Here is a 23,972-nt window from a genome sequence, read left to right as displayed (position 1 = left end):
TTTGTATATAATGATGTTTATATTTTTAATAATTCAACTAGTTTTTCTCATTATATGTGAGTAATGTTCATGATCACCCAATACCCCTCTTGGTTTGGAAAAATTTTCCATCATTAAAAGTATTTAATGATTTAGGGAAATGTGGGATATAGGATGAAACAGAAAGGGATGATAGTAATGTCTATTTTTGTTAAAAGTGTTAGTTTTGATGATTATCGAAACACACAGCTAAATGAAAAGTGTGCTAATTTTCTGCAGTCTGCTGAGATGGCTAAGCTTCAGGAAAGTCAAGACCATATAGAAAAGGTAGAAGCTCTGGTTTTTGAAAGAGATGGCTTAAGGGTAGCACAAGCAATAGTCGTTTATAAGAAAAGCTTTCGTGTATTTAAAAAGGCCCTCTTGTTACATGGACCCCTGCTAGATTACCACTCCTCTTGCTGGTTTGACAGAGAGATACTCGAAGCTTTAATACTTTATTTAAGAAAGAAAAATATTGCCACACTTTCTATACACCCTTATCTGACAAATCTTATTAGAAATGAAAAACTTGAAAATATTGAAGTGGATAAGGCCAGTGATGTGCTAGAGGTATTTGAAACATTAGGTTTTGAACACTCTCTAGATTCGGAACAATCTCTTGTGGTTAACCAGATGTTCGTAAAATCAATAGAAAGTTTTGCTAGTTCTGATGAAATCCTTGCTGCCTTTTCTCCATCATTGAAGCGAGACCTCAAAAAATTCACTGCTCTGAATGTCAAGACTGAAGAACTTGATGAGCATCAACTTGACCAGTTCTACGATATTTTAAGTCGAACAGCAGAGCGAAAGGGATTTTCTGGATACTGTCAATAATTATGTGTAAACACTCAAGTAGAGTTGAAGAATGTTAATCAAATAAGCTTTCAAGTGTGTCAGCACATTGGCCAAACCCTTTATGGATGCGTTGATTTTGCTTGAAATTATAATCTTCAAACAGGGTAACTAAATAACGTTCCAGAGCCTCCTCGTTAGGAAAAAGAACCTTCTTTTTCGTTTGACGTTTGATTTCTTTGTTAAGAGACTCAATGAGGTTTGTCGAATAAATGCTATGCCAAATCTGGTAGGGAAACTGATAAAAAGTTAAAAGATTATCCGTATTCTCCAGACTTTCCATGACTTTCCTATACTTTGGTTTCCATTCGGCGATAAAGTTCTCTAAAATTTGCACTGCCATTTCTAAATTTTCAGCACGATAAATCGTTTTAAATTGCTCCAGAATAACCGCTCTATCTGCTCGTTTCACTTTACTAGCTAGATTTCGACTAATATGAATTAAGCAACGTTGTTGTTTAGCTAATGGGTAAGCCTGATTGATAATCTGTTCAAGCCCCTTGAAGCCATCGGTCACTACAAGAGAAACCTGTTGGATTCCTTGGTTTTGAAGCTTGTCTAACAGGGTGGACCAAGAAGCATTGTTTTCATTTGGGGCGATTTCATATCCAAGAACAGCCTTCTGTCCTTCTGGTGTAATGCCAAGTGCGATATGAATACATTCTTTACTAACGGTTCCACGTCTTAAGGGGAGATAGGTTCCGTCAAGAAATAAAACAGAGTAATTGGCTTCTAAGCTTCGCTCATGAAAAGTAGCGACATTCTCCTGAGTTGCTTTTGAGATATTAGAAATTGTGGCAGGACTATAGTGATGACCATACATTCGCTCGATGATATCACTAATTTCTCGAGTCGTTACACCGGTTTGATAGAGTTTGATAACCATCTCTTCCAAGTGGTCATCTCGACGTCCATAAGCGGGAAGCAAAGCTGGACTAAAGTTCCCATTACGATCTCTAGGAATACTCAACTGAACAGTCCCATATTTGGTTTCGAATTTCCGTGCATAGCTTCCGTTACGACTATTCCCAGAATTATAGCCTAATTTATCGTAAGGTTCATACCCTAAAAAGGCTGATAACTCTGCTTGAAGCAGATCATTCATTGCTGTTTCAAGAGAAGTACGGAAAAATTCATCAATATCTTGCTTTTGGGCTAGGAAGTTAAGTAGTTCTGTGGTAAACTGAGTCATAGGAATAAATCTCTTTCTAGTAATGTTTTGCAACTCTACTATAACGGATTTATTCCTTTTTGTGTTTACACAACTTATTTTACACTACCATTTTCTGTTCATCCGCTAGTTTATTTTCAAAATCTAAAAAAATGTTTTGGCAAATCTGCCAAGTTTATGTTAGCTTATTTGGATTGTCCAGCTTATCTAGCTTATCTTGATGAGAATATTCAGTCTTTTGAAGCCAAAATTCAGGATTTAAAAGAAGGTCCTCAGAAAAAACGTACCAAGGGTCAAATAGCAGATGCGGAGGATCAATTGAGAAGCTACTATAAGCGGTTAGAACAATTCAAGTCTTACCAAATCAAGACTGACAAATTACCGCTTTCAGCTTATCTTTTCATGGATTATGGTCCAGAAATTGTCAGCTTTTACGGGGGTAATGATGAAGCCTACCTTAATTTCGGTGGAGCGGTTTTGCTTCATTGGGAGATGCTAAAATATGCTAAAAGTAAGTCTAAAAAGCGTTTTAACTTTTACGGTACTATTGAAACTGAGGCAGCTAGTTCTGGCAAAGGAAACTTTAATTTTAAGCGTCAGTTTGGCGGACAATTAGAGACGCTTGTTGGTTCATTTGATAAGACCCTCAATCCCTTCTATGATGTTTTTAAGAAGATACTAGGTAAAGACTAGTGTTTCGATAGCAAAAAAAGCCAATTGAGATGAAAATCATCATCTCAATTGGCTTTTTGAGTTATTTGTTTACAAATATTTCTTAGCGACTTCAATATCACCAGCATAATCAGTGCGTTTACCATTCACAATTTGAAAGGCATCAGCTCCCTTACCGGCGATAACAAGGGCATCGCTTGATCCTGTGGTTTCAGACATGGCTGTTTTGATGGCTTCCTCTCGATCGACAATGATACGAATCTTACGATTGATATGACTAGCAATTTCTTGACAGATGGTAAGGGGGTCTTCCTTGTTAGGGTCATCAGTAGACAAGATGACATTTATTTCGGGGTAAGTGTTGAGGACGTGACCAAAGTCTTGACGACGGCTCTCGCCCTTATTCCCAGGAGCTCCTAGAATTAAAGTAATCTTACCTTTTTGGTGGTCAGTTACGACTTGCAAGAGCTTGTCTAGGCTGTCACCATTGTGAGCATAGTCGACGAATACCTTAGCACCATTTGCCTGAGTGAGAATTTCCATACGGCCTGGAACAGAGGTTTGAGCAATTCCTTTTTTAATATCTTCAAGACTGGCTCCAAGACGTAGGCAGGCTAAACCAGCAGCCATGGCGTTATCCTGATTAAAGTCACCAATGAGTTGGATATCGTAATCACCAGCTAGTTTACCTTTGGCTTTAAAGCTAAAACCTGAGCTATGTTTAACGGTATTTTCAGAGTTCTTACCATAGAAGTCGTGGTCTTTATCAGCGACTTCTTCAGCAACAAAATCGAAGTGATTCATACCACTATTGACAATAACTGCTTGACTATTTTTCAAGAGGAGACGCTTGTGGTAGAAGTAGTCTTCAAAGGTTGGGTGTTCAATAGGTCCGATGTGGTCTGGACTGATGTTAAGAAAGACACCTACATCAAAGGTCAAACCATAGACACGCTTGGTTAGATAGGCCTGACTTGAAACTTCCATAATCAGGTGGGTCATGCCGTTAGATACAGCTTCAGCCATCATATGGAAAAGGTCCAAACTTTCAGGTGTAGTTAAGTTAGATTTGAAGAAGGTTTTTCCGTCTAGTGTCGTGTTCATGGTTGAGAGCAAGGCGGGCTTATGACTTTGCTTAAGTATGTTAAAGGCAAAGTAAGACGCTGTTGTCTTCCCTTTTGTACCAGTAAAGGCTAGTAGTTTTAGTTTGTCTTGAGGGTATTGGTAGAAGGCCTGAGCAACGAGACTCATGGCTTGCTTGATATCTGAAACGAGAATTGCAGGGATTCCTACTTGGTAATCTTTTTCAGCCACGTAGAAGCCTAATCCAGCCTGGACAGCACTCTCCAAAAACTCAAGTTTGAAGCCAGCTCCCTTGGCAAAAAATAGGGTAGATGGTGTGATATCACGACTGTCGTAAGAAAGATGATCAAAAGTCACCCCAGTCCATGAATAGTAGTAGTGCTCTTGGTTGATAATATCTCTAAAATTATGGTCCTTTTTGAGAACCTCTAGAACTTGTTCAATAGTAATCATAGTTCCTATTTTAGCCTTAATGTTCTTGTTTTACAAGTCAGAGCCAAAAGTTTATAATTAACTAGATTGTATTTTATTATCTAGAAAGAGAATTATGACTGAAACTAAAACTGACACGCAGCAGCAGCAAATGCTAAGAGGGACGGCATGGATGACAGCATCCAATATTATCAGTCGTCTCTTAGGGGCACTCTATATTATTCCTTGGTATGCTTGGATGGGCAAACAGGGTGACCAAGCCAATGCTCTCTTTGGTCAGGGATATAATATTTATGCCCTTTTCCTTTTGATTTCGACAGCAGGGATTCCAGTTGCCATTGCCAAGCAGGTATCAAAATATAACACACTTGGAAAGATGGAAACGAGTTTCTTCTTACTCAAACGTATCTTGTATTATATGATTGGGCTTGGACTAATTTTTGGTGTTTTCATGTATTTTGCTTCTCCGTGGATGTCATATCTTTCTGGGGGAGACGAAGACCTGGTTCGAGTAATGCGCAGCCTTTCTTGGGCGGTTGTCATTTTTCCATCGATGTCTGTTTTACGAGGCTTTTTCCAGGGCTTTAACAACATGAAGCCTTATGCCCTAAGTCAGATTGCGGAGCAGATTATCCGTGTCATTTGGATGCTGTTGGCGACTTTCTTCATCATGAAAATTGGTACAGGTGACTATGTGACTGCAGTTGTCCAATCGACTTTTGCTGCTTTCATCGGTATGTTGGCTAGTTATGGGGTACTTTTCTTCTATCTTTGGAAAGAAGGCAAGCTCAAGAGCCTTTTTGGTAAGCAGGCCGTTCATCCTAATATCAATCCAACTGCAATTGTTATTGAGACATTTAAGGAAGCCATTCCCTTCATTATTACTGGATCAGCGGTTCAACTTTTCCAGTTGATTGATCAATGGACTTTTATCCGTACTATGGAGAGGTTTACAAGCTATAGTAATAGTCAGCTTCAGGTTCTCTATGCTTATTTGTCTTCAAACCCAAGTAAGATTACTATGATTTTGATTGCCGTTGCTATTTCTATTGCTGGGGTCGGCATCCCACTTCTGACAGAAAATATGGTTAAAAAGGACCTTGGGGGAGCAGCCAAACTCATTATTAATAATCTCCAGTTACTTTTGCTCTTTATTATACCAGCCATTGCGGGTTCTGTGATTTTGGCCAAGCCATTATACACTGTCTTTTATGGAGCACCAGACAGTCAGGCTCTTTTACTCTTCGTAGCTAGTTTGATTCAAGTGATTTTCTTAGCTTTGTATAGTGTTTTAGCACCAATGCTTCAGGCTATCTTTGAGACCCGTAAAGCTATCAATTATTTTGCGATTGGGGTGCTGATTAAGGCCATTCTACAGCTACCGTTGATTATTTTTTTAGGAGCCCTCGGTCCGGTTATTTCAACAGCCATTGGGTTAGGAGTTCCTATTGCTTTGATGTATAATCGCCTTCACACAGTTACTCACTTTAGTCGTAAGATAGTCTTTAGAAAAGCTCTACTCATTTGTATTATTACAATGCTCATGGTTATTCCAGTTGCTGTTTTCTATTGGTTATTCCAATTTGTCCTATCTCCAACAAGTCGTATGGGTAGTGTGATTTACTTAGTGATTGGAGGAGGTCTTGGCGTTTTGGTCTATGGAGTGCTTGCTCTTGTGACACATATGGCTGATCAATTGCTTGGCGCACGAGCAGGTAGATTACGAGCTAAATTACATATTAAATAGTATTTGAAACCAAGTCATGTGGCTTGGTTTTTCTTTTCAACTTCTTGTTCTCTTTGGGGCGCATTCCTCTTCCTTTAACCGTTATGCAAATCCTAGCTATTGACTTGGGAACAGATATGGTACCTGCTTTGGGATTGGGGGTTGAATCACCTGAAGAAGGAGTGATGGACAAGCCACCAAGACGTTTATTGGGCCGCTTACTCAATCGCCAACTGTTGCTTAAAGCTTTTGTCTGGTATAGATTGATTGAAGCAGCCTTGGCTATGGGTGCTTTCTTACTTAATTATTGGGTAAATCAAGGAAATTTGAACCATCTGGCTAGCTCAGGGCCCCTCTACCGGGAGGCGACCACCATGACTTTGGGAGCTATTATCTTTACTCAGATTGGTATGGTTATGAATAGTCGTAAGGGCAGGGGCTCTATATTCCAAGTTAAACATTTTACTAATAGGATTATTAGCCTAGGAATTGTTCTAGAAATTGTTCTCTTTATTATCTTGTCCTATGTACCTCTTTTCCACACGCTATTTAACACAGCCCCAATTGGACTTGATGATTGGCTCTATTTACTTGCTTGTCCATTTGTTATTATGACTTTGGAAGAAATCAGATATCGCTTATTTGATAAAAAGTAAGTCAGTGGTTTACCTTAGATTTAAGAAAAAAATTTTGATCTATGTCTTTCTTAGGAGAGTAAGGACATTAGTCATCTCAAAAAGCCTGGAACTTTTAAATTTCAGGCTTTTTCGGTGTCTGAAAAGTCACTTTTAATCATCTCAGAAAGTTTGTCTGTTCTATATTTTGAGGTTATAGTAATAAACTATATCTAACTATCAAGAATTCGTATGATGAACTTTCCATTCTTTTCAGAAAATAGTGATAAAATAGAGGGCATAGATATGGAGAATATCTATTTTATCATGTAGATAGGGTGCAATATGACACAAGATTATCAATTAGAAACTATTTTGGCACATGCAGGAATCAATTCTGATGAAGCAACAGGAGCTTTAGCTTCACCGATTCATTTTTCAACAACTTACCAACATCCAGAATTCGGACAGTCTACTGGTTTTGACTATACACGAACTAAAAATCCAACGCGTGCAACAGTGGAAAAAACGCTAGCAGCTATTGAAAAAGCGGATTATGCTATTGCGACAAGTTCAGGGATGAGCGCTATTGTTTTGGCCTTTGAAATTTTCCCTGTAGGTAGCAAGGTTGTTGCTGCCCGTGACCTTTATGGAGGTTCTTTCCGTTGGTTCAACGATAAAGAAAAAGAAGGACGTTTCTTCTTTGAATACACCAATACAGAAGATGAGATGATTGCGTCTATTGCAGAAGATACCGATATTGTCTACATTGAAACACCGACAAACCCACTTATGATTGAGTTTGATATTGAGAAAGTAGCTCAGACTGCCCATGAAAAGGGTGCGGTGGTTATTGTTGATAATACTTTCTATAGCCCAATCTACCAAACCCCGATTACTCAAGGTGCTGATATCGTTGTACATTCAGCTACTAAATACCTATCAGGGCATAATGATGTTTTAGCTGGTGTTGTTGTGACTAGCAATCCAGAATTCTACGATAAACTTTATTATAACCTCAATACGACTGGTCCGAACTTGTCCCCATTTGATAGCTATATGCTCATGCGTGGACTTAAGACCCTAAAACTTCGTATGGAGGCATCAACGGCTAATGCTAAAGAAGTTGTGGCGTTCTTAGAAAAGTCCCCAGCTGTTAAAGAGGTTCTCTACCCAGGTAAGGGTGGGATGATTTCCTTCAAAGTGGCTAACCAAGATAAGATTCCAACTATTATCAATACTCTTAAGGTCTTTACCTTTGCGGAGAGTCTGGGTGGTGTTGAAAGTTTGATTACTTACCCAGCAACACAAACTCACGCAGATATTCCAAGTGAAGTACGTGCTTCGTATGGATTAACGGATGACTTGCTTCGTCTTTCAATTGGTATTGAAGCAGCAGAGGATTTGATTGCTGACTTGGAAAATGCCCTTAGTCTTTAAGGAGTTATCTATGACACGTTATGATTTTACAACACAACCAAATCGCTTAAATCAAAACACTATGAAATGGCATGAAGCTGAAAGTGATCCTGAACTACTTGAGCTTTGGGTTGCTGATATGGACTTCTTACCTGTTCCTGAAATTAGAGATGCGGTGATTAACTATGCTGAAACGCATATCTTTGGTTACCCTTATCCAAGTGATGAGCTCTACCAATCCATCATAGATTGGGAAAAAAATCAACATGGCTATTCAGTTGATAAGGCGAGTATTGTCCTTATTGAAGGGGTTGTCCCAGCTATTTCAACAGCTATTCAGTCCTTTACCAAAGAAGACGATGCTGTCCTTATCAACACACCAGTTTATCCATCTTTTGCTCGTTCTGTTCGCTTGAATAATCGCAAGTTGATTGAGAATAGTCTTGTTAAGGTTAACGGGCATTTTGAAATTGATTTTGAGCAATTGGAACGTGATATCGTAGACAATGATGTTAAACTCTATGTCTTCTGTAGTCCACATAATCCAGGTGGTCGTGTCTGGACTAAGGAAGAATTGACCATGGTAGCAGACCTTTGCCAGAAACATGGTGTTCTCTTGGTATCTGATGAAATCCATCAAGACTTGGCCTTATATGGGAATAAGCATATCTCTCTAAATACGATTTCAAACGCTTATAAGGATTTTACCCTGGTGCTTAGTTCGGCGACTAAAACCTTTAATATTGCTGGTACCAAAAACAGTTTCACCATTATTGAAAATGAAGACTTGCGTAAATCCTTTAAACAAAAACAATTGGCTAATAATCAAAACGAAATTCCAACTATTGGTTTGATTACAACACAAGCTGCCTTTACCTACGGTCAACCTTGGTTAGAGGAATTGAAGACAGTTCTTGAAACTAATATTGACCTTTTAACTAAGGAACTTAGTGAAAAGACTAATATCGAAGTTATGAAACCTGAGGGCACTTATTTGGTCTGGCTTGATTTTTCAGCCTATGATCAAGATCACAATGAACTTGGACGTTTGCTTAAAGAAGAAGCGAAGGTAGTGCTAAATAACGGTATTACTTTTGGTTCCGAAGGAGAAAAACATTTCCGATTTAACGTAGCTACGCCAACTAAAGTTGTTGCTGAAGGTGTGAAACGTTTGGTTTCTGTCTTTGGAAAATAAGAAAAGTGATGCAAATGGCATCACTTTAAATTTGAGGCAGACTCTTCTTTTGAGACTTTACTTAGACGATATCAGATGTCTGAGACCGTCTTCGAAGTTCCAGTAAATCCAACAGGTGGAAACCATTCTACTGATGATAAGACTTCTAAATCAGCAGATAATAATCAGCCATCACCTGATAAAGAAGATAAAGCAGAAACACCGACGAATACAGGTTTTCCAGTTCGTAGACCGCTCAGCTAATGATAATAATTCATCAGATGATTATCAGGTAGAGGTTCCTGTGAAACTTTCAACAGAGGGTTCTGTCGGTGACCGTCGTCAAGTATCTCAAGCTACAGAGATTGCGACAACAGTACCAGAAGCTATTGTTTCAATTGGACCATCTATTCCAGTGATGCTATTGAAGAAAAGGTAGTTACTGATACAGAAACTCCAAAATCAGCTAAGTCTGATGAGACAAGTAAAGACAACCACATTAAAGTTGCTGTCAACTGTCAATCTTGGCAGCTATCTTTGCGGCTATTGGTAGCTCGGCACTTCTTGGCTATGGTTTAGTAACAGGTAAGATTCATCTGTCTAAAAAATAAAATTGGATCCTTTCCAAAAACGTTTGCAAGTAAAGCAAGCGTTTTTCTTGTGTTTTTGATATAATAGAGTGAATATAAAGCAAAGGAAGAAACTATTATGGGTAAATTTCAAGTTATTTCACATCCATTGATTCAACATAAACTGTCAATCTTACGTCGTGAGGATACGTCTACCAAGGACTTCCGTGAGTTGGTTAATGAAATCGCTATGCTTATGGGTTATGAAGTATCGCGTGATCTTCCTCTTGAAGAGGTTGAAATTCAAACACCAATTATAAAAACAGTTCAAAAACAACTTTCTGGTAAAAAATTGGCAATTGTTCCAATCCTTCGTGCGGGTATTGGTATGGTAGATGGTTTCCTTAGCCTCGTACCTGCAGCAAAAGTTGGTCATATTGGTATGTACCGTGATGAAGAAACACTTGAGCCAGTTGAGTACTTGGTTAAATTGCCAGAAGATATTGATCAACGTCAGATTTTTGTAATGGACCCAATGCTTGCAACTGGTGGTTCAGCAATTTTGGCGGTGGATTCACTTAAAAAACGTGGAGCAGCTAATATCAAGTTTGTATGTTTAGTTGCCGCACCAGAAGGTGTAAAAAAATTGCAAGATGCTCACCCAGATATTGATATATACACAGCATCTTTGGATGAGAGACTTAATGAGAATGGCTATATTGTTCCAGGTCTTGGAGATGCAGGTGACCGTCTGTTTGGTACAAAATAAGTTGAAAAGGGAAATTTTCCCTTTTTTGCTTATTTAGCACTCTTTTTAAATGAGTGATAAGGAATATACTTTTTATTTGACCTAATTTGACTAAAATCATATAATAACATCAAGACAATATTAAAAGGAGAATTCATATGATTCCGGTAGTTATTGAACAAACATCACGTGGTGAACGTTCTTATGACATTTACTCACGTTTGCTCAAGGATCGTATTATCATGTTAACAGGTCCTATAGAAGATAATATGGCAAACTCAATTATCGCTCAACTCTTGTTCTTGGATGCTCAAGACAATACAAAAGATATCTATCTGTATGTTAATACACCTGGTGGGTCAGTTTCAGCAGGCCTTGCCATTGTTGATACAATGAACTTCATCAAGTCTGATGTTCAAACCATCGTTATGGGGATGGCAGCATCAATGGGTACAATTATCGCTTCAAGCGGTACCAAAGGTAAACGTTTCATGTTGCCAAATGCAGAATACATGATTCACCAACCAATGGGTGGTACTGGTGGTGGTACTCAACAAACAGATATGGCTATCGCTGCTGAACACTTGCTCAAGACTCGTAATAACTTGGAGCAAATCTTGGCTGATAATTCTGGTCAGCCAATTGAAAAGGTTCATGTCGATGCTGAACGTGATAATTGGATGAGTGCCCAAGAAACACTTGAATATGGCTTCATTGATGAAATCATGACCAACAACCAATTAAAATAAGTCTAGCTTATCTAAGATAAAAGTCAGATGCTAATCGGTTTATATAAGAACCGTTTCATCTGGCTTTTTGTGTTATAATAGGAAACATGTTAATAATCAATGAGGAGCTACTTGCTATTGATCAAGCAATAGACAGTCTTGTTTTACATTTTTTAAGATTGCCAGAAGTAGAGAATTACCGTTTAAAACAGCAGAGATTCAAAAATGCCAGAGAACTTCAAGAGCTACTCTTGGAATTTCAGGAATTAAAGGAAAGTTATGATAAAGCTAAGGGGTATGAGGCTTTTAGAGCAGATGTGAGAGACTTGAAACGTCAGGTTTTACGAATGAAGCGCCAAATTGATCTAAACGAGGTGGTTATAGGCTATCGTCAGGCGGAGTTCGATTTGCAGATAATACTAGCTTCACTTGGAGAGGAGGTTGCTCAAGCTATCTCAAATCAGATTTTCATTGATACTGGCCTACCTCTTGCCCCTCATAAACCTCATCATAAAAAGGGTGGCACTAACATAAAGGAGGAGAGGAGTCGTGATTAAGCGCCAAGGTATTATTGTTTATTTATACTATAATAGAGACTTACGTAAAATTGCCAAGTTTGGCGATGTTGTCTACCATTCTTATAAGATGCGTTATGTGCACCTTTATGTAGATCAAGACAGGGTTGAGGACATCTTGACAGAGCTTGAAGGAATGAAGGCAGTCAAAAAAGTTCTCCCTTCTTATTATTCTGATATTGATATGGATTTTGTAGGTAGTCTGGAACGTTACGACACCTCGGTCCCTGAACATTTAAAAAACTTTTCTCTTTAGCTAGGAGAAAAGTTTTTTTCTTAACTTAAACGTTAGTTTAAAAGCAATGTAATCGATTACCAGGGATAAAACATAATTGTATATGATTGACAATTTTCTGATAATTCTGTAACCTATAAGGTAGACTTTTTTAAGAAAATATTAAGGAGAAATCTTATGTATAAAAAGATCACACTTATTGTGCTAGCCTTTTTTGCCTCCATTTTTTTGGTTGCCTGTGGCAAGTCACCTGATGTGACTGCTAATGCCAAAGGTACTAAGATTGGGGATACAATCAAAATTGGTGTTAACATGGAGTTGACAGGTGCTGTTGCGGCCTATGGTAAGTCTGAGCAGAATGGTATTAAGTTGGCTGTTGATGAAATTAACAAAGCAGGTGGCGTTGACGGCAAAAAGATAGAGCTCGTCACAAAAGATAATAAATCTGAAAATGCTGAGGCTTCAACATCTTCAACGAACTTGGCTATTCAGAGTAATGTAAATGCTATCGTTGGTCCATCGACATCAGGAGCCGTTGCTGCTGCTAGCCTCGTGTCACAAAAAACAGGGGTTCCTTTGATAACACCTTCTGGTACACAGGATGACCTTACGGTAGATGCTAACGGAGTTAAGAAATTTGTTTTTCGTACAACCTTTAAAGATAGCTACCAAGGTGAAGTTTTGGCGGCTTATTCTTACAATAATTTGAATGCTAAGAAAGTAGTTCTCTACTATGATAATGCTTCGGATTATGCAAAGGGAATTGCGGATGAATTCAAGCGTAAATATAAAGGTCAAATCGTTACTGAAGCTACCTTTGCTTCAGGTGACAAGGACTATCAGTCAGCTTTGACTAAATTTAAAGACCTAGATTATGATGCGGTTGTAATGCCTGGTTACTATACTGAGACTGGTATTATTACAAAACAAGCACGTGACCTTGGAATTGATAAACCAATTTTAGGACCTGACGGATTCAGTGATGAGAAATTTACTGAGCTTGCAGGTAAAAAGAATGCTTCAAATGTCTACTATGTATCAGGATATTCAACAAATGTTGCTCTTTCTGACAAGGCATCTGGTTTCATTAAAGCATATGAGAAAGCTTACAAAATTGAACCAAATATGTTTGCGGCTCTAGCCTACGATTCTGTTTATATGGTTGCAGAAGCATCGAAAGGTGCAAAAACATCAGTAGATATTGCTGATAACTTAGCAAATCTGAAAAACTTTGTTGGGGTTACTGGTAAAATGACAATTGACAAGGATCATAACCCTATTAAAGCAGCTCTTATGGTTAAAAGAGATAATGGTGAAGAGGTTTCAGCGGAAGCCGTTGAAATTGAAAAATAAGCTCTTATCTTTACTAAAAATAAACTAGAAAGTTTGGTTATATATGTTTTTTGAACAACTTCCACAACAACTAGTCAATGGTATCATCTTGGGTAGTATCTATGCACTACTTGCCCTTGGTTATACTATGGTTTATGGGATTATCAAATTGATTAACTTTGCCCATGGAGACATCTACATGATAGGTGCCTTCGTTGGTTACTATGCGATTAACAGCTTGAAGATGAACTTCTGGATTGCCCTTGTGTTTTCCATGATTGTATGTGCCATTTTAGGGGTTGTTATCGAGTTCTTGGCTTATCGCCCACTCCGTAATTCGACACGTATTTCTGCCTTGATTACGGCCATTGGTGTGTCATTCTTTCTTGAGTACATCATGGTTTACTTTGTAGGTGCAGATACACGTTCATTCCCACAATCAATCAAGGTGCATACTTATCATCTTGGTTCAATCTCTGTTACAAATGTGCAATTGCTCATTTTGGTAGTTGCTCTTGTGCTTATGGTTGCTCTTCAATTGATCGTTAAGAAGACTAAGATGGGTAAAGCTATGCGTGCTGTGTCTGTTGATAGCGATGCAGCGGAGTTGATGGGTATTAGTGTTAATAATACGATTAGCTTCACTTTTGCTCTTGGATCATCACTTGCAGGGGCTGCCGGTGTCCTCATTGGTCTTTACTATAACTCAATTGAACCTCTTATGGGGATGACTCCAGGTATTAAAGCTTTTGTTGCCGCTGTTCTTGGTGGTATCGGTATTATTCCTGGTGCAGCACTCGGTGGTTTTGTTATTGGTATTTTGGAAACTTTGTCAACTGCAATTGGTTTATCAAGCTACCGTGATGCCATCGTTTATGGTGTCTTGATAGTTATCCTATTGCTTCGTCCAGCGGGTATTCTTGGTAAAAATGTGAAAGAGAAGGTGTAAGACATGAAGAAAAATCTAAAAGTAAACCTTATTTGGTTTGGTCTTATCATTGGACTCTTCCTTATCTTGAAAGGTCTTGAACTTTCAGGTATCATGAATCTTTACTACATCCAAATCTTAATGGGGATTGGGATTTCAATCCTTATGGGACTTGGTACTAACTTAGTTCTTGGTTTCTCCGGACAATTTACACTAGGACAAGCCGGTTTCATGGCAATCGGTGCGTACTCATCAGCTATCATCACTGGCATGATGCCAACTTATGATGGTTTCTATCTCTCCATGGTTGTAGGTGTCATCATCGCAGCTGTCGTTGCCCTTATTTTTGGTATACCTACCCTTCGTTTGAAAGGTGACTATCTTGCCATTGCAACTCTTGGTATGGCTGAAATTATCCGTATCATTATCGTTAATGGTGGTGAATTGACCAATGGTGCCGCTGGTTTGACTGGAATTCTTCCTTATACAAGCTGGCCTGTCATCTATTTCTTTGTGGTTATTATTACAATCTTGGTACTCAATTTCTTGCGTTCAGCAACTGGTCGCCAAGCAATTACTATTCGTGAAGATGAAATTGCTGCAGAGTCAATGGGTGTCAATGTTACAAAACTGAAGGTTATTATATTCGTTATCGGTGCCATGATTTCAGCGATTGCTGGTTCACTTTATGTCAGCTATATCGGGACTGTTGTGCCAAAAGACTTCGCAATTATGAAATCAATTGATTACCTTATCATTGCCGTTCTTGGAGGTCTTGGATCAATTACAGGTACTATCATTGCTGCTGTTGTTCTTGGTATTATCAACATGTTCCTCCAAAACGTTTCAAACCTTCGTATGATTATTTACGCATTGGCTTTGATTCTTGTAATGCTCTTCCGTCCAGGTGGGCTTCTTGGAACAAAAGAACTCTATCTCTCAAAATTCTTCAATAAATCTAAGGAGGGCAAATAAAAATGGCACTTCTTGAAGTTAAAAATTTAACTAAAAACTTTGGTGGTTTGACTGCTGTTGGTGATGTTTCAATGGAACTCAATGAAGGTGAGTTGGTTGGGCTAATAGGGCCAAACGGTGCTGGTAAAACAACCTTGTTCAACCTTTTGACTGGTGTCTATGAGCCAAGTGAAGGGACTGTAACGCTTGATGGTATAGTTCTCAACGGTAAAGCACCTTACAAGATTGCGTCACTCGGTTTGTCACGTACTTTCCAAAATATCCGCCTTTTCAAAGACATGACTGTACTTGAAAATGTTCTTGTTGGTTTATCAAATAAGCAACCTTCAAATTTCTTTGCATCTCTTTTGCGCTTGCCTAAGTACTATTCAAGTGAGGAAGAGTTGAAAGACAAAGCTATGAAGCTCTTGGCTATCTTTAACTTGGATGGTGAGGCAGATACGCTTGCGAAAAACTTGGCTTATGGACAACAACGTCACTTGGAGATTGTTCGTGCGCTTGCAACGGAACCTAAAATTCTTTTCCTTGATGAACCAGCTGCTGGTATGAACCCACAAGAAACAGCTGAGTTGACTGCTCATATTCGTCAAATTCAAAAAGATTTCGGTATTACAATTATCTTGATTGAGCACGATATGAGTTTGGTCATGGATGTCACTGAGCGTATCTATGTTTTAGAATATGGACGCTTGATTGCAGAAGGAACCCCTGATGAAATTAAGAATAACAAGCGTGTTATCGAAGCTTACTTGGGAGGTGAAGCATAATGGCTATGTTAAAAGTTGAAAATCTCTCAATTAAATATGGATCTATCGAAGCTGTTAAAAACGTTAGTTTTGAAGTTAATGAAGGTGAAGTTGTAACTCTTATCGGAGCCAATGGAGCAGGTAAAACATCTATTCTTCGTACAATCTCGGGTCTTATTCGTCCGACTGAAGGAACGATTTCTTACCTTGGAAATGAAATTCACAAAATACCTGCTCGAAAGATTGTTGCAGAAGGTTTGGCTCAAGTGCCTGAAGGACGTCACGTCTTTGCAGGATTAACTGTAATGGAAAATCTTGAAATGGGCGCTTTCCTTCATACAAATAAAGAAGAAAATGCAGCTCTATTGAAAAAAGTCTTCCAACGTTTCCCACGTCTAGAAGAACGTAAGAATCAAGACGCTGCAACACTTTCTGGTGGTGAGCAACAGATGCTAGCGATGGGTCGTGCCCTCATGAGTCGTCCGAAACTTTTGCTTTTGGATGAACCTTCAATGGGGCTTGCTCCAATCTTTATTCAAGAAATCTTTGATATTATTGAAGACATCAAGGCGCAAGGAACTACAGTTCTTTTGATTGAACAAAATGCCAATAAGGCATTATCAATTGCGGATCGTGGTTACGTTCTTGAAACTGGAAAAGTGGTTCTTTCAGGTACTGGTAAAGAACTTCTTGCATCAGACGAAGTTCGTAAAGCCTATCTTGGAGGATAAGAAAAAGCGCCCAAGGGCGTTTTTTCTATAGTCTCAGACTGATTGTAAGGTACTAATTTTTCAGCAAAATAATGCAATCGGTTACAACTAGTGTGGTATAATACAAGTAAGAAATCATTCGGAGGAAAATGAAACATAGCAGTAAAAGATTTTATGACAAAACGTGTGGTTTACGTCTCACCAGAAACAACAGTTGCAACTGCTGCAGACATTATACGTGATAAAGGTTTGCGTCGTTTGCCAGTAATTGAACACGACAAACTGGTTGGTCTTATTACAGAAGGTACAATGGCGGAGGCTCCACCATCAAAAGCAACAAGTTTATCAATTTATGAAATGAACTATCTCCTTAACAAGACAAAAGTAGGAGATATCATGATTAAAAATGTCCTTACTGTTTCCAAATATGCTAGCCTTGAGGATGCTATCTGCATAATGCTTCAAAACAAGGTTGGAGTTCTTCCAGTAGTAGATAATGACCAAATTTCTGGAATTATTACAGATAAAGATGTATTCCATGCTTTTTTTGGAAATCTCAGGATATGGTCAAGACGGAATCCGTATTGGACTTGAAGTGCCAGATAATCCACATGTTTTGGAAAAAATTGCTAACCTCATTTCTAGTGAAAATCTCAACATTGAACGTACAATTGTTGCACCAAAAACTGATACCATGCTTTGCGTCGAACTACAAGTTGAAGGGGATGTAGAACCAGAATACCTTAAAGAAGTTTTTGTAGAAGCAGGGGTTACAGTTACTGAAATTGCTGAAACAGAAGCAAAAGAATTAGACTAATAAGAAAAGGAGTCAAGACTAAACGAGTTTATTTCGGTGTCCTACTCCCATAGGTCAGTATATTAGCAACGGGTTGTTTTTCTATTGGAACGATCAGCACAGCTGGCTATAAGTTTTTAACAATAAAAACAGAAGCTAGAACATTAAATGTCAGCTTCTGTTTTTGTTAGTTTTGGAAATCATAAAGTGTTGTAGAAAGGTAACGTTCACCATTATCAGGCAAAAGTGTCAATACTTTTTTACCTTCGCCGAGTTCAGCAGCAACTTTAAGAGCAGCAGCAATAGCAGCACCTGATGAGATACCAGCTAGGAAACCTTCCTTGCTACCCAATGTACGTGATGTTGAGATAGCCTCATCAGAAGGAATACGTATAACGCTATCATATGATTTTGTATTCAATGTGTCAGGGATAAAGCCAGTTGAGATACCTTGAATTTTGTGTGGTCCTGGTTTATCACCGTTCAAGACAGCAGATTCGTCAGCTTCAATACCATAAACTTTGATGTTTGGATTAGCAGCTTTCAGAGTTTTAGAAACACCCGAAATAGTACCACCGGTACCGATACCAGCTACGAATGCATCCAAACCATCTGCCCCAAAGTCTTCAAGAATCTCTTGACCAGTTGTATCAGCATGGGCAGCTGGATTTGAAGGGTTAGCAAATTGGAGTGGCACCCAACCATCGCGCTCAGCAGCAACTTCTTTAGCCTTAGCGATAGCACCTTTCATTCCTTCGCTACCAGGAGTCAAAATAAGTTCAGCACCGTAGGCTTGGATGATTTTACGACGTTCAACACTCATTGTGTCAGGCATTACGATGACTACCTTGTAACCTTTAGCAGCGCCAACCCAAGCAAGACCGATACCTGTATTACCAGAAGTTGGTTCAATAATAGTATTACCAGGTTTAATTATTCCAGCTTTTTCAGCATCTTCAATCATACGAAGAGCAATACGGTCTTTAACTGAAGAACCAGGATTAAATGCTTCGAGTTTAACATAAACATCTGCTGATCCTTCTGGGACAATAGAATTAAGTTTAATAATTGGTGTTCTTCCAACAAGTTCGGTAATTGAATTATAAATTGTCATATTCAAAATCCTCTTAATCTTTAATTGATGGTTTTAAGTATACGACGGTAGACCTAACTTGTAAAATACATCTTCTTTATCACTGTGATAATGTTTGACTATCAGATAGGAATCTCAACAATTTTCTTACCGGATTTTTTATAATTTACTTTTCCTTGATAGAATTCAGTAAGCTCTTGACCAAGTCTTTCAATCTCAGACTCTTCAACAAACAAGGTTGTAGAAACATCGGATAGGAAAGTTGTATCAAATTCTTGGATCCCTTCTTTTTCAAGGAAATTGGAGAAGACTTGATATTGAGAGTAGGTTAACTCTACGGTTAGCCCAGTTAATTCCTTGACATCAACTCGACCAATTTCTTCGATTGCATGGGCAACACTACCTGAGTAAGCGCGAATAAGGCCACCAGCACCTAACTTGATCCCACCAAAATAGCGAGTCACAACTGCTACGACATTGGTAAGTCCTTGTTTTTCTAGAACGGTGAGCATGGGCACTCCAGCAGTTCCAGAAGGTTCACCGTCATCACTAGAACGCTTAATTTGACCATCTTCTCCGACAATCATTGCAGAGCAAGAGTGATTGGCCTTGTGATGCTCTTTCTTAATCTGAGCGATATACTCCCTTCCTTCTTCTTCATTGCTAATGCGTTTCAAGTGACAAATAAAACGAGATTTTTTGATTTCTTCTTCAACGATTCCATCGTTGGCAATTGTTTTGTAATCCATAAAAAAATTTTATCATAAAAAGGTGAATTCAAACATATTTTCGAATAGAAAGATATGATACCTAAAGAATATTATGGACGACTATTTACGAAAGAACAGTTACCAGTGGATTATCTCTCAGAGGCTGTAAAATTAGAAAGTATGATAAAGGTTGATAAAAAACTTAGATGTAAAAGATGTTATAGTCGAATAGAGGAAGATTGGCAATTACCGAATGGTCAGTATTATTGTAGAGCGTGTATTGTCTTTGGTCGAAACCAAGAAGGAAAAGAACTCTATTACTTTCCCTCAGAAAAATCAGAAGTAGATTTTCCTGTCTTGAAATGGTCAGGAAAACTGACTCCTTATCAAAATGAGGTCTCGGAAAAGCTTTTAAAGACTTATAAAAATCAAAAACACAGTCTTGTTCATGCAGTGACTGGTGCTGGCAAGACAGAGATGATTTATAATATTGTTGCCTATGTTCTTGAAAATAAAAATCGTGTCGTCATCGCAAGTCCCCGAGTTGATGTTTGTCGAGAATTGTTTCTACGCATGCAGAAAGATTTTACTTGTAGTATTTCTCTGCTTCATGCTGATAGTGAACCATATGATGGTAGTCCGCTCGTTATAGCTACCACTCATCAATTACTAAAATTTTATCATAGCTTTGACTTGATTATTGTTGACGAAGTTGATGCCTTTCCATTTGTAGGGAATGTCATGTTAAATCATGCTGTTAAACAGGCAAAGACGGAAACAGGCCGGTATATTTACTTGACAGCAACTTCTACATTAGCTTTAGAAGAGCAAGTGCGCCTTGGAGCTATAGAAAAGCATCACCTTGCTAGTCGTTTCCACGGAAATCCTCTAGTCCTTCCTCGTTTCTTTTGGCAAGGAAGGTTACAAAAGTCGTTGACGAGCGAGAAGCTTCCAAGGCCTCTAATTCACCAGATTAAGAAGCAGCGTAAATCAAATTTTCCTCTATTAATCTTTTTCCCCAATATAGCATTAGGTGAAAAGTTTAGTATTACCCTAAAAAAATATCTCCCTACTGAAAACATAGCCTTTGTTTCATCAAAAAGCGAGGAGCGTTCAACCATCGTAGAGAAATTCCGAAAAAAAGAATTGACAATCTTAGTGACGACAACTATTCTCGAACGTGGTGTTACCTTTCCACAAGTAGATGTTTTTGTTTGTATGGCAAATCATCACTTATATACTAGTTCGAGTCTTATTCAGATTGGTGGTAGGGTGGGGCGTTCGCCCGAGAGACCTACAGGGAAACTCTATTTCTTTCATGAAGGATTATCTAAATCAATGTTGCAATGTCGGAAAGAAATAAATGCAATGAATAAAAAAGGAGGGTTTGAAAATGAAGTGTCTACTATGTAATGAATGGATTGAACCAGTAGCTCAATTAAGTGATTTAATTATGTTTAAACAAAGAAGAGAGTATTCTTGTGAAGATTGTAAAGCTCAATTTAAAAAGCTTGGGAAGGCGAGATGTTCAAATTGTTATAAAATAATAGATGGAAATAGTTGCTTTGATTGCAAAATTTGGGCGAAAAAAGGCTATATTCCAAAACATTTTGCCATTTATCGTTATGAAGAAAACATGAAAGAGTATTTTAGTCGCTATAAATTTATGGGAGATTATTGTCTTAGAAAAATATTTCAACAAGAAATTAAAGCCAATTTAAAGTCTTTTTTAAAGAAAGGTTATATCTTAGTACCTGTCCCCTTGTCGGAAGAACGCCTGGAAGAGAGAGGATTCAATCAAGTTAAAGGATTACTAGAGGGAATCCCCTATAAAAACATTTTTGAAAAAAGAGAGATCGAGAAGCAATCCTCGAGAACACGCGAAGAGCGGTTAAGTCAAGATAATTCTTTCAGTTTGAAGAAAGGTATTGAGCTACCAAGTAAGATCATCATAATCGATGATATTTACACAACAGGATCTACCCTGTATCAAATGGTCAAACTATTAGAGGATTTAGATGTCAAAGAAGTTTTGACATTTTCCTTAGCTAGATAATAAAAAACCTTGCAAATTTTCATGAAAAGGATATAATAAAGATAAAGAAAACGCTAACAAGCGAGAAAGAGGTCTTTTATGATTAAATATAGTATCCGTGGTGAAAACATCGAAGTAACTGAAGCACTTCGTGACTATGTTGAAAGTAAACTTAGCAAAGTTGAAAAATACTTCCACGAAGACCAAGAACTACATGCACGAGTAAATCTTAAGGTTTATCGCGAAAAGACAGCTAAAGTAGAAGTTACTATCCCTACAGGTTCTGTAACACTACGTGCAGAAGATGTTTCACTAGATATGTATGGTTCTATTGACCTAGTGGTCGATAAGATTGCAAGACAAATCCGTAAAAATAAAACAAAAATTGCACGTAAGTATCGTGAGAAAGTTCCAACCGGTGAAATGTTCTCGACTGAATTCAATAAAGAAGAAGTTGAAGAAGCACCAGCTGTTGAAGTTGTGAGAATTAAAAATATTGAGTTGAAACCAATGGATGTTGAAGAAGCAATTCTTCAAATGGAGTTGTTGGGACACGATTTCTTTATCTATACTGATAGCAAAGATCATACAACTAACGTACTATATAAGCGTGAAGATGGTAACTATGGCTTGATTGAAGCAAAATAATAAGTAGGATATAAACCTGCTTATTATTTTTTTAAAACCTCTTGACATCTATCCAAAAGGGTGCTAAGATATAAAAGTTGTCTTAAGCGATTTGTCTCTAACTCGTAAAGGTTCCAAAACTTTAAAAAAGTTATTGACAAGTTTAAGAAGGGATGATATTATAAATAAGCTGTTTCGTGAGAGACGGCCAGCACGAAGAGGAGAAAAAACTTCAAAAAAAGTGTTGACAAGATATTCTGTCTTTGCTAGAATATAGAAGTTGTCTCAAGAGAGGCAAAGACCTTTGAGAACTGAATAAGAAACCAAGTGCAGGGTTATGATAGAAGAATTATAACCTGTCAATTTACAAGAATAAATCGTCAGACGACGGTAATGAGTTAACGCTCGAACAATTATTAAAGTATTAATGAGAGTTTGATCCTGGCTCAGGACGAACGCTGGCGGCGTGCCTAATACATGCAAGTAGAACGCTGAAGAGAGGAGCTTGCTCTTCTTGGATGAGTTGCGAACGGGTGAGTAACGCGTAGGTAACCTGCCTTGTAGCGGGGGATAACTATTGGAAACGATAGCTAATACCGCATAACAATGGATGACACATGTCATTTATTTGAAAGGGGCAATTGTTCCACTACAAGATGGACCTGCGTTGTATTAGCTAGTAGGTGAGGTAATGGCTCACCTAGGCGACGATACATAGCCGACCTGAGAGGGTGATCGGCCACACTGGGACTGAGACACGGCCCAGACTCCTACGGGAGGCAGCAGTAGGGAATCTTCGGCAATGGGGGCAACCCTGACCGAGCAACGCCGCGTGAGTGAAGAAGGTTTTCGGATCGTAAAGCTCTGTTGTAAGTCAAGAACGGGTGTGAGAGTGGAAAGTTCACACTATGACGGTAGCTTACCAGAAAGGGACGGCTAACTACGTGCCAGCAGCCGCGGTAATACGTAGGTCCCGAGCGTTGTCCGGATTTATTGGGCGTAAAGCGAGCGCAGGCGGTTTGATAAGTCTGAAGTTAAAGGCTGTGGCTCAACCATAGTTCGCTTTGGAAACTGTCAAACTTGAGTGCAGAAGGGGAGAGTGGAATTCCATGTGTAGCGGTGAAATGCGTAGATATATGGAGGAACACCGGTGGCGAAAGCGGCTCTCTGGTCTGTAACTGACGCTGAGGCTCGAAAGCGTGGGGAGCGAACAGGATTAGATACCCTGGTAGTCCACGCCGTAAACGATGAGTGCTAGGTGTTGGATCCTTTCCGGGATTCAGTGCCGCAGCTAACGCATTAAGCACTCCGCCTGGGGAGTACGACCGCAAGGTTGAAACTCAAAGGAATTGACGGGGGCCCGCACAAGCGGTGGAGCATGTGGTTTAATTCGAAGCAACGCGAAGAACCTTACCAGGTCTTGACATCCCGATGCTATTTCTAGAGATAGAAAGTTACTTCGGTACATCGGTGACAGGTGGTGCATGGTTGTCGTCAGCTCGTGTCGTGAGATGTTGGGTTAAGTCCCGCAACGAGCGCAACCCCTATTGTTAGTTGCCATCATTCAGTTGGGCACTCTAGCGAGACTGCCGGTAATAAACCGGAGGAAGGTGGGGATGACGTCAAATCATCATGCCCCTTATGACCTGGGCTACACACGTGCTACAATGGTTGGTACAACGAGTTGCGAGTCGGTGACGGCGAGCTAATCTCTTAAAGCCAATCTCAGTTCGGATTGTAGGCTGCAACTCGCCTACATGAAGTCGGAATCGCTAGTAATCGCGGATCAGCACGCCGCGGTGAATACGTTCCCGGGCCTTGTACACACCGCCCGTCACACCACGAGAGTTTGTAACACCCGAAGTCGGTGAGGTAACCTTTTGGAGCCAGCCGCCTAAGGTGGGACAGATGATTGGGGTGAAGTCGTAACAAGGTAGCCGTATCGGAAGGTGCGGCTGGATCACCTCCTTTCTAAGGAAAAACGGAATGTACTTGAGTTTCTTA

Annotated in this window: 21 protein-coding genes, 1 rRNA gene and 4 pseudogenes; 22 read left to right on the top strand and 4 right to left on the bottom strand. The window is 39.0% G+C overall.

Annotated elements, in window-relative coordinates; all coding sequences use genetic code 11:
- Positions 1 to 177 precede the first annotated feature (177 nt).
- A pseudogene (locus MHH90_RS08150) lies at positions 178 to 837 on the top strand (peptidoglycan bridge formation glycyltransferase FemA/FemB family protein); the annotation flags it as partial.
- A 49-nt stretch (positions 838 to 886) separates the two neighbouring features.
- Here the strand turns inward: MHH90_RS08150 and MHH90_RS08145 are convergent.
- On the bottom strand, positions 887 to 2,062 hold the full coding sequence (locus tag MHH90_RS08145; protein ID WP_340725732.1) for an IS256-like element IS1191 family transposase: 1,176 nt from the start codon (positions 2,060 to 2,062) through the stop codon (positions 887 to 889).
- A 90-nt stretch (positions 2,063 to 2,152) separates the two neighbouring features.
- Here MHH90_RS08145 and MHH90_RS08140 point away from each other — a divergent pair.
- Positions 2,153 to 2,734, top strand: a pseudogene (locus MHH90_RS08140) (peptidoglycan bridge formation glycyltransferase FemA/FemB family protein); the annotation flags it as partial.
- Positions 2,735 to 2,803: 69 nt separating this feature from the next.
- Here the strand turns inward: MHH90_RS08140 and MHH90_RS08135 are convergent.
- A complete protein-coding gene (locus MHH90_RS08135) occupies positions 2,804 to 4,249 on the bottom strand; it encodes a UDP-N-acetylmuramoyl-L-alanyl-D-glutamate--L-lysine ligase (protein WP_084828498.1) in 1,446 nt (481 codons plus the stop codon).
- 94 nt (positions 4,250 to 4,343) lie between these two features.
- Here MHH90_RS08135 and MHH90_RS08130 point away from each other — a divergent pair, with 94 nt between their 5' ends.
- The 16 genes and pseudogenes from MHH90_RS08130 (at position 4,344) to MHH90_RS08055 (ending at position 17,524) form a co-directional block, all read left to right on the top strand.
- Positions 4,344 to 5,975, top strand: a complete 1,632-nt coding sequence (locus tag MHH90_RS08130) for a putative polysaccharide biosynthesis protein (protein WP_113870429.1) — start codon at positions 4,344 to 4,346, stop codon at positions 5,973 to 5,975.
- Positions 5,976 to 6,016: 41 nt separating this feature from the next.
- A pseudogene (locus MHH90_RS08125) lies at positions 6,017 to 6,610 on the top strand (cation transporting ATPase C-terminal domain-containing protein); the annotation flags it as partial.
- 303 nt (positions 6,611 to 6,913) lie between these two features.
- Positions 6,914 to 8,008: a cystathionine gamma-synthase gene (locus tag MHH90_RS08120; RefSeq protein WP_064355975.1), complete on the top strand. Its 1,095-nt coding sequence runs from the start codon at positions 6,914 to 6,916 to the stop codon at positions 8,006 to 8,008.
- Between the two features lie 10 nt (positions 8,009 to 8,018).
- A complete protein-coding gene (locus MHH90_RS08115; RefSeq protein WP_011680761.1) occupies positions 8,019 to 9,182 on the top strand; it encodes a MalY/PatB family protein in 1,164 nt (387 codons plus the stop codon).
- 75 nt (positions 9,183 to 9,257) lie between these two features.
- Positions 9,258 to 9,425 carry a hypothetical protein gene (locus tag MHH90_RS08110; protein WP_014607986.1) on the top strand — a complete coding sequence of 56 codons (168 nt, stop codon included), beginning with the start codon at positions 9,258 to 9,260 and terminating at the stop codon, positions 9,423 to 9,425.
- Positions 9,426 to 9,465: 40 nt separating this feature from the next.
- Positions 9,466 to 9,600: a hypothetical protein gene (locus MHH90_RS08105; protein ID WP_014607987.1), complete on the top strand. Its 135-nt coding sequence runs from the start codon at positions 9,466 to 9,468 to the stop codon at positions 9,598 to 9,600.
- Positions 9,601 to 9,869: 269 nt separating this feature from the next.
- Positions 9,870 to 10,499 (top strand): uracil phosphoribosyltransferase, encoded by a 630-nt coding sequence (gene upp, locus MHH90_RS08100; protein ID WP_002946740.1) that lies wholly within the window; start codon positions 9,870 to 9,872, stop codon positions 10,497 to 10,499.
- A 137-nt stretch (positions 10,500 to 10,636) separates the two neighbouring features.
- On the top strand, positions 10,637 to 11,227 hold the full coding sequence (locus MHH90_RS08095; RefSeq protein WP_002949732.1) for an ATP-dependent Clp protease proteolytic subunit: 591 nt from the start codon (positions 10,637 to 10,639) through the stop codon (positions 11,225 to 11,227).
- A gap of 86 nt (positions 11,228 to 11,313) precedes the next feature.
- Positions 11,314 to 11,763 (top strand): YlbF family regulator, encoded by a 450-nt coding sequence (locus MHH90_RS08090; protein WP_011680764.1) that lies wholly within the window; start codon positions 11,314 to 11,316, stop codon positions 11,761 to 11,763.
- Positions 11,756 to 12,037 carry a YlbG family protein gene (locus tag MHH90_RS08085; protein ID WP_002949736.1) on the top strand — a complete coding sequence of 94 codons (282 nt, stop codon included), beginning with the start codon at positions 11,756 to 11,758 and terminating at the stop codon, positions 12,035 to 12,037. The genes MHH90_RS08090 and MHH90_RS08085 overlap by 8 nt, the downstream gene beginning before the upstream one ends.
- 156 nt (positions 12,038 to 12,193) lie before the next feature.
- Positions 12,194 to 13,369 carry an ABC transporter substrate-binding protein gene (locus tag MHH90_RS08080; protein WP_087009689.1) on the top strand — a complete coding sequence of 392 codons (1,176 nt, stop codon included), beginning with the start codon at positions 12,194 to 12,196 and terminating at the stop codon, positions 13,367 to 13,369.
- A gap of 43 nt (positions 13,370 to 13,412) precedes the next feature.
- The gene (locus MHH90_RS08075; RefSeq protein WP_011225509.1) at positions 13,413 to 14,297 is read left to right on the top strand and encodes a branched-chain amino acid ABC transporter permease; all 885 of its coding nucleotides are present in this window, start codon (positions 13,413 to 13,415) and stop codon (positions 14,295 to 14,297) included.
- A gap of 3 nt (positions 14,298 to 14,300) precedes the next feature.
- Positions 14,301 to 15,251, top strand: a complete 951-nt coding sequence (locus MHH90_RS08070) for a branched-chain amino acid ABC transporter permease (RefSeq protein ID WP_011225510.1) — start codon at positions 14,301 to 14,303, stop codon at positions 15,249 to 15,251.
- 2 nt (positions 15,252 to 15,253) lie between these two features.
- On the top strand, positions 15,254 to 16,018 hold the full coding sequence (locus MHH90_RS08065; RefSeq protein WP_002949740.1) for an ABC transporter ATP-binding protein: 765 nt from the start codon (positions 15,254 to 15,256) through the stop codon (positions 16,016 to 16,018).
- On the top strand, positions 16,018 to 16,728 hold the full coding sequence (locus MHH90_RS08060; RefSeq protein ID WP_011680767.1) for an ABC transporter ATP-binding protein: 711 nt from the start codon (positions 16,018 to 16,020) through the stop codon (positions 16,726 to 16,728). Before MHH90_RS08065 ends, MHH90_RS08060 begins: the two co-directional genes overlap by 1 nt.
- Before the next feature lie 135 nt (positions 16,729 to 16,863).
- Positions 16,864 to 17,524, top strand: a pseudogene (locus MHH90_RS08055) (CBS and ACT domain-containing protein).
- Between the two features lie 166 nt (positions 17,525 to 17,690).
- Here the strand turns inward: MHH90_RS08055 and cysK are convergent.
- Both cysK and MHH90_RS08045 read right to left on the bottom strand, forming a co-directional pair.
- The gene (cysK, locus tag MHH90_RS08050; protein ID WP_011680768.1) at positions 17,691 to 18,617 is read right to left on the bottom strand and encodes a cysteine synthase A; all 927 of its coding nucleotides are present in this window, start codon (positions 18,615 to 18,617) and stop codon (positions 17,691 to 17,693) included.
- Positions 18,618 to 18,718: 101 nt separating this feature from the next.
- On the bottom strand, positions 18,719 to 19,345 hold the full coding sequence (locus MHH90_RS08045; protein WP_011225515.1) for a YigZ family protein: 627 nt from the start codon (positions 19,343 to 19,345) through the stop codon (positions 18,719 to 18,721).
- Between the two features lie 54 nt (positions 19,346 to 19,399).
- Here MHH90_RS08045 and MHH90_RS08040 point away from each other — a divergent pair, with 54 nt between their 5' ends.
- The 4 genes from MHH90_RS08040 to MHH90_RS08025 all read left to right on the top strand — a co-directional run bounded on the left by MHH90_RS08040 (position 19,400) and on the right by MHH90_RS08025 (position 23,939).
- Positions 19,400 to 20,719 carry a DEAD/DEAH box helicase gene (locus tag MHH90_RS08040; RefSeq protein WP_011680770.1) on the top strand — a complete coding sequence of 440 codons (1,320 nt, stop codon included), beginning with the start codon at positions 19,400 to 19,402 and terminating at the stop codon, positions 20,717 to 20,719.
- On the top strand, positions 20,700 to 21,362 hold the full coding sequence (locus MHH90_RS08035) for a ComF family protein (RefSeq protein ID WP_011680771.1): 663 nt from the start codon (positions 20,700 to 20,702) through the stop codon (positions 21,360 to 21,362). Before MHH90_RS08040 ends, MHH90_RS08035 begins: the two co-directional genes overlap by 20 nt.
- 78 nt (positions 21,363 to 21,440) lie before the next feature.
- Positions 21,441 to 21,989 carry a ribosome hibernation-promoting factor, HPF/YfiA family gene (gene hpf / locus MHH90_RS08030; RefSeq protein ID WP_011680772.1) on the top strand — a complete coding sequence of 183 codons (549 nt, stop codon included), beginning with the start codon at positions 21,441 to 21,443 and terminating at the stop codon, positions 21,987 to 21,989.
- Between the two features lie 402 nt (positions 21,990 to 22,391).
- A 16S ribosomal RNA gene (locus MHH90_RS08025) occupies positions 22,392 to 23,939 on the top strand.
- Positions 23,940 to 23,972: the final 33 nt, after the last annotated feature.

Source organism: Streptococcus sp. FSL E2-3488 (assembly GCF_038003585.1).
In the GTDB taxonomy this organism is placed as follows: domain Bacteria; phylum Bacillota; class Bacilli; order Lactobacillales; family Streptococcaceae; genus Streptococcus; species Streptococcus thermophilus.
This window is presented reverse-complemented; position numbering and strand designations above follow the sequence as displayed.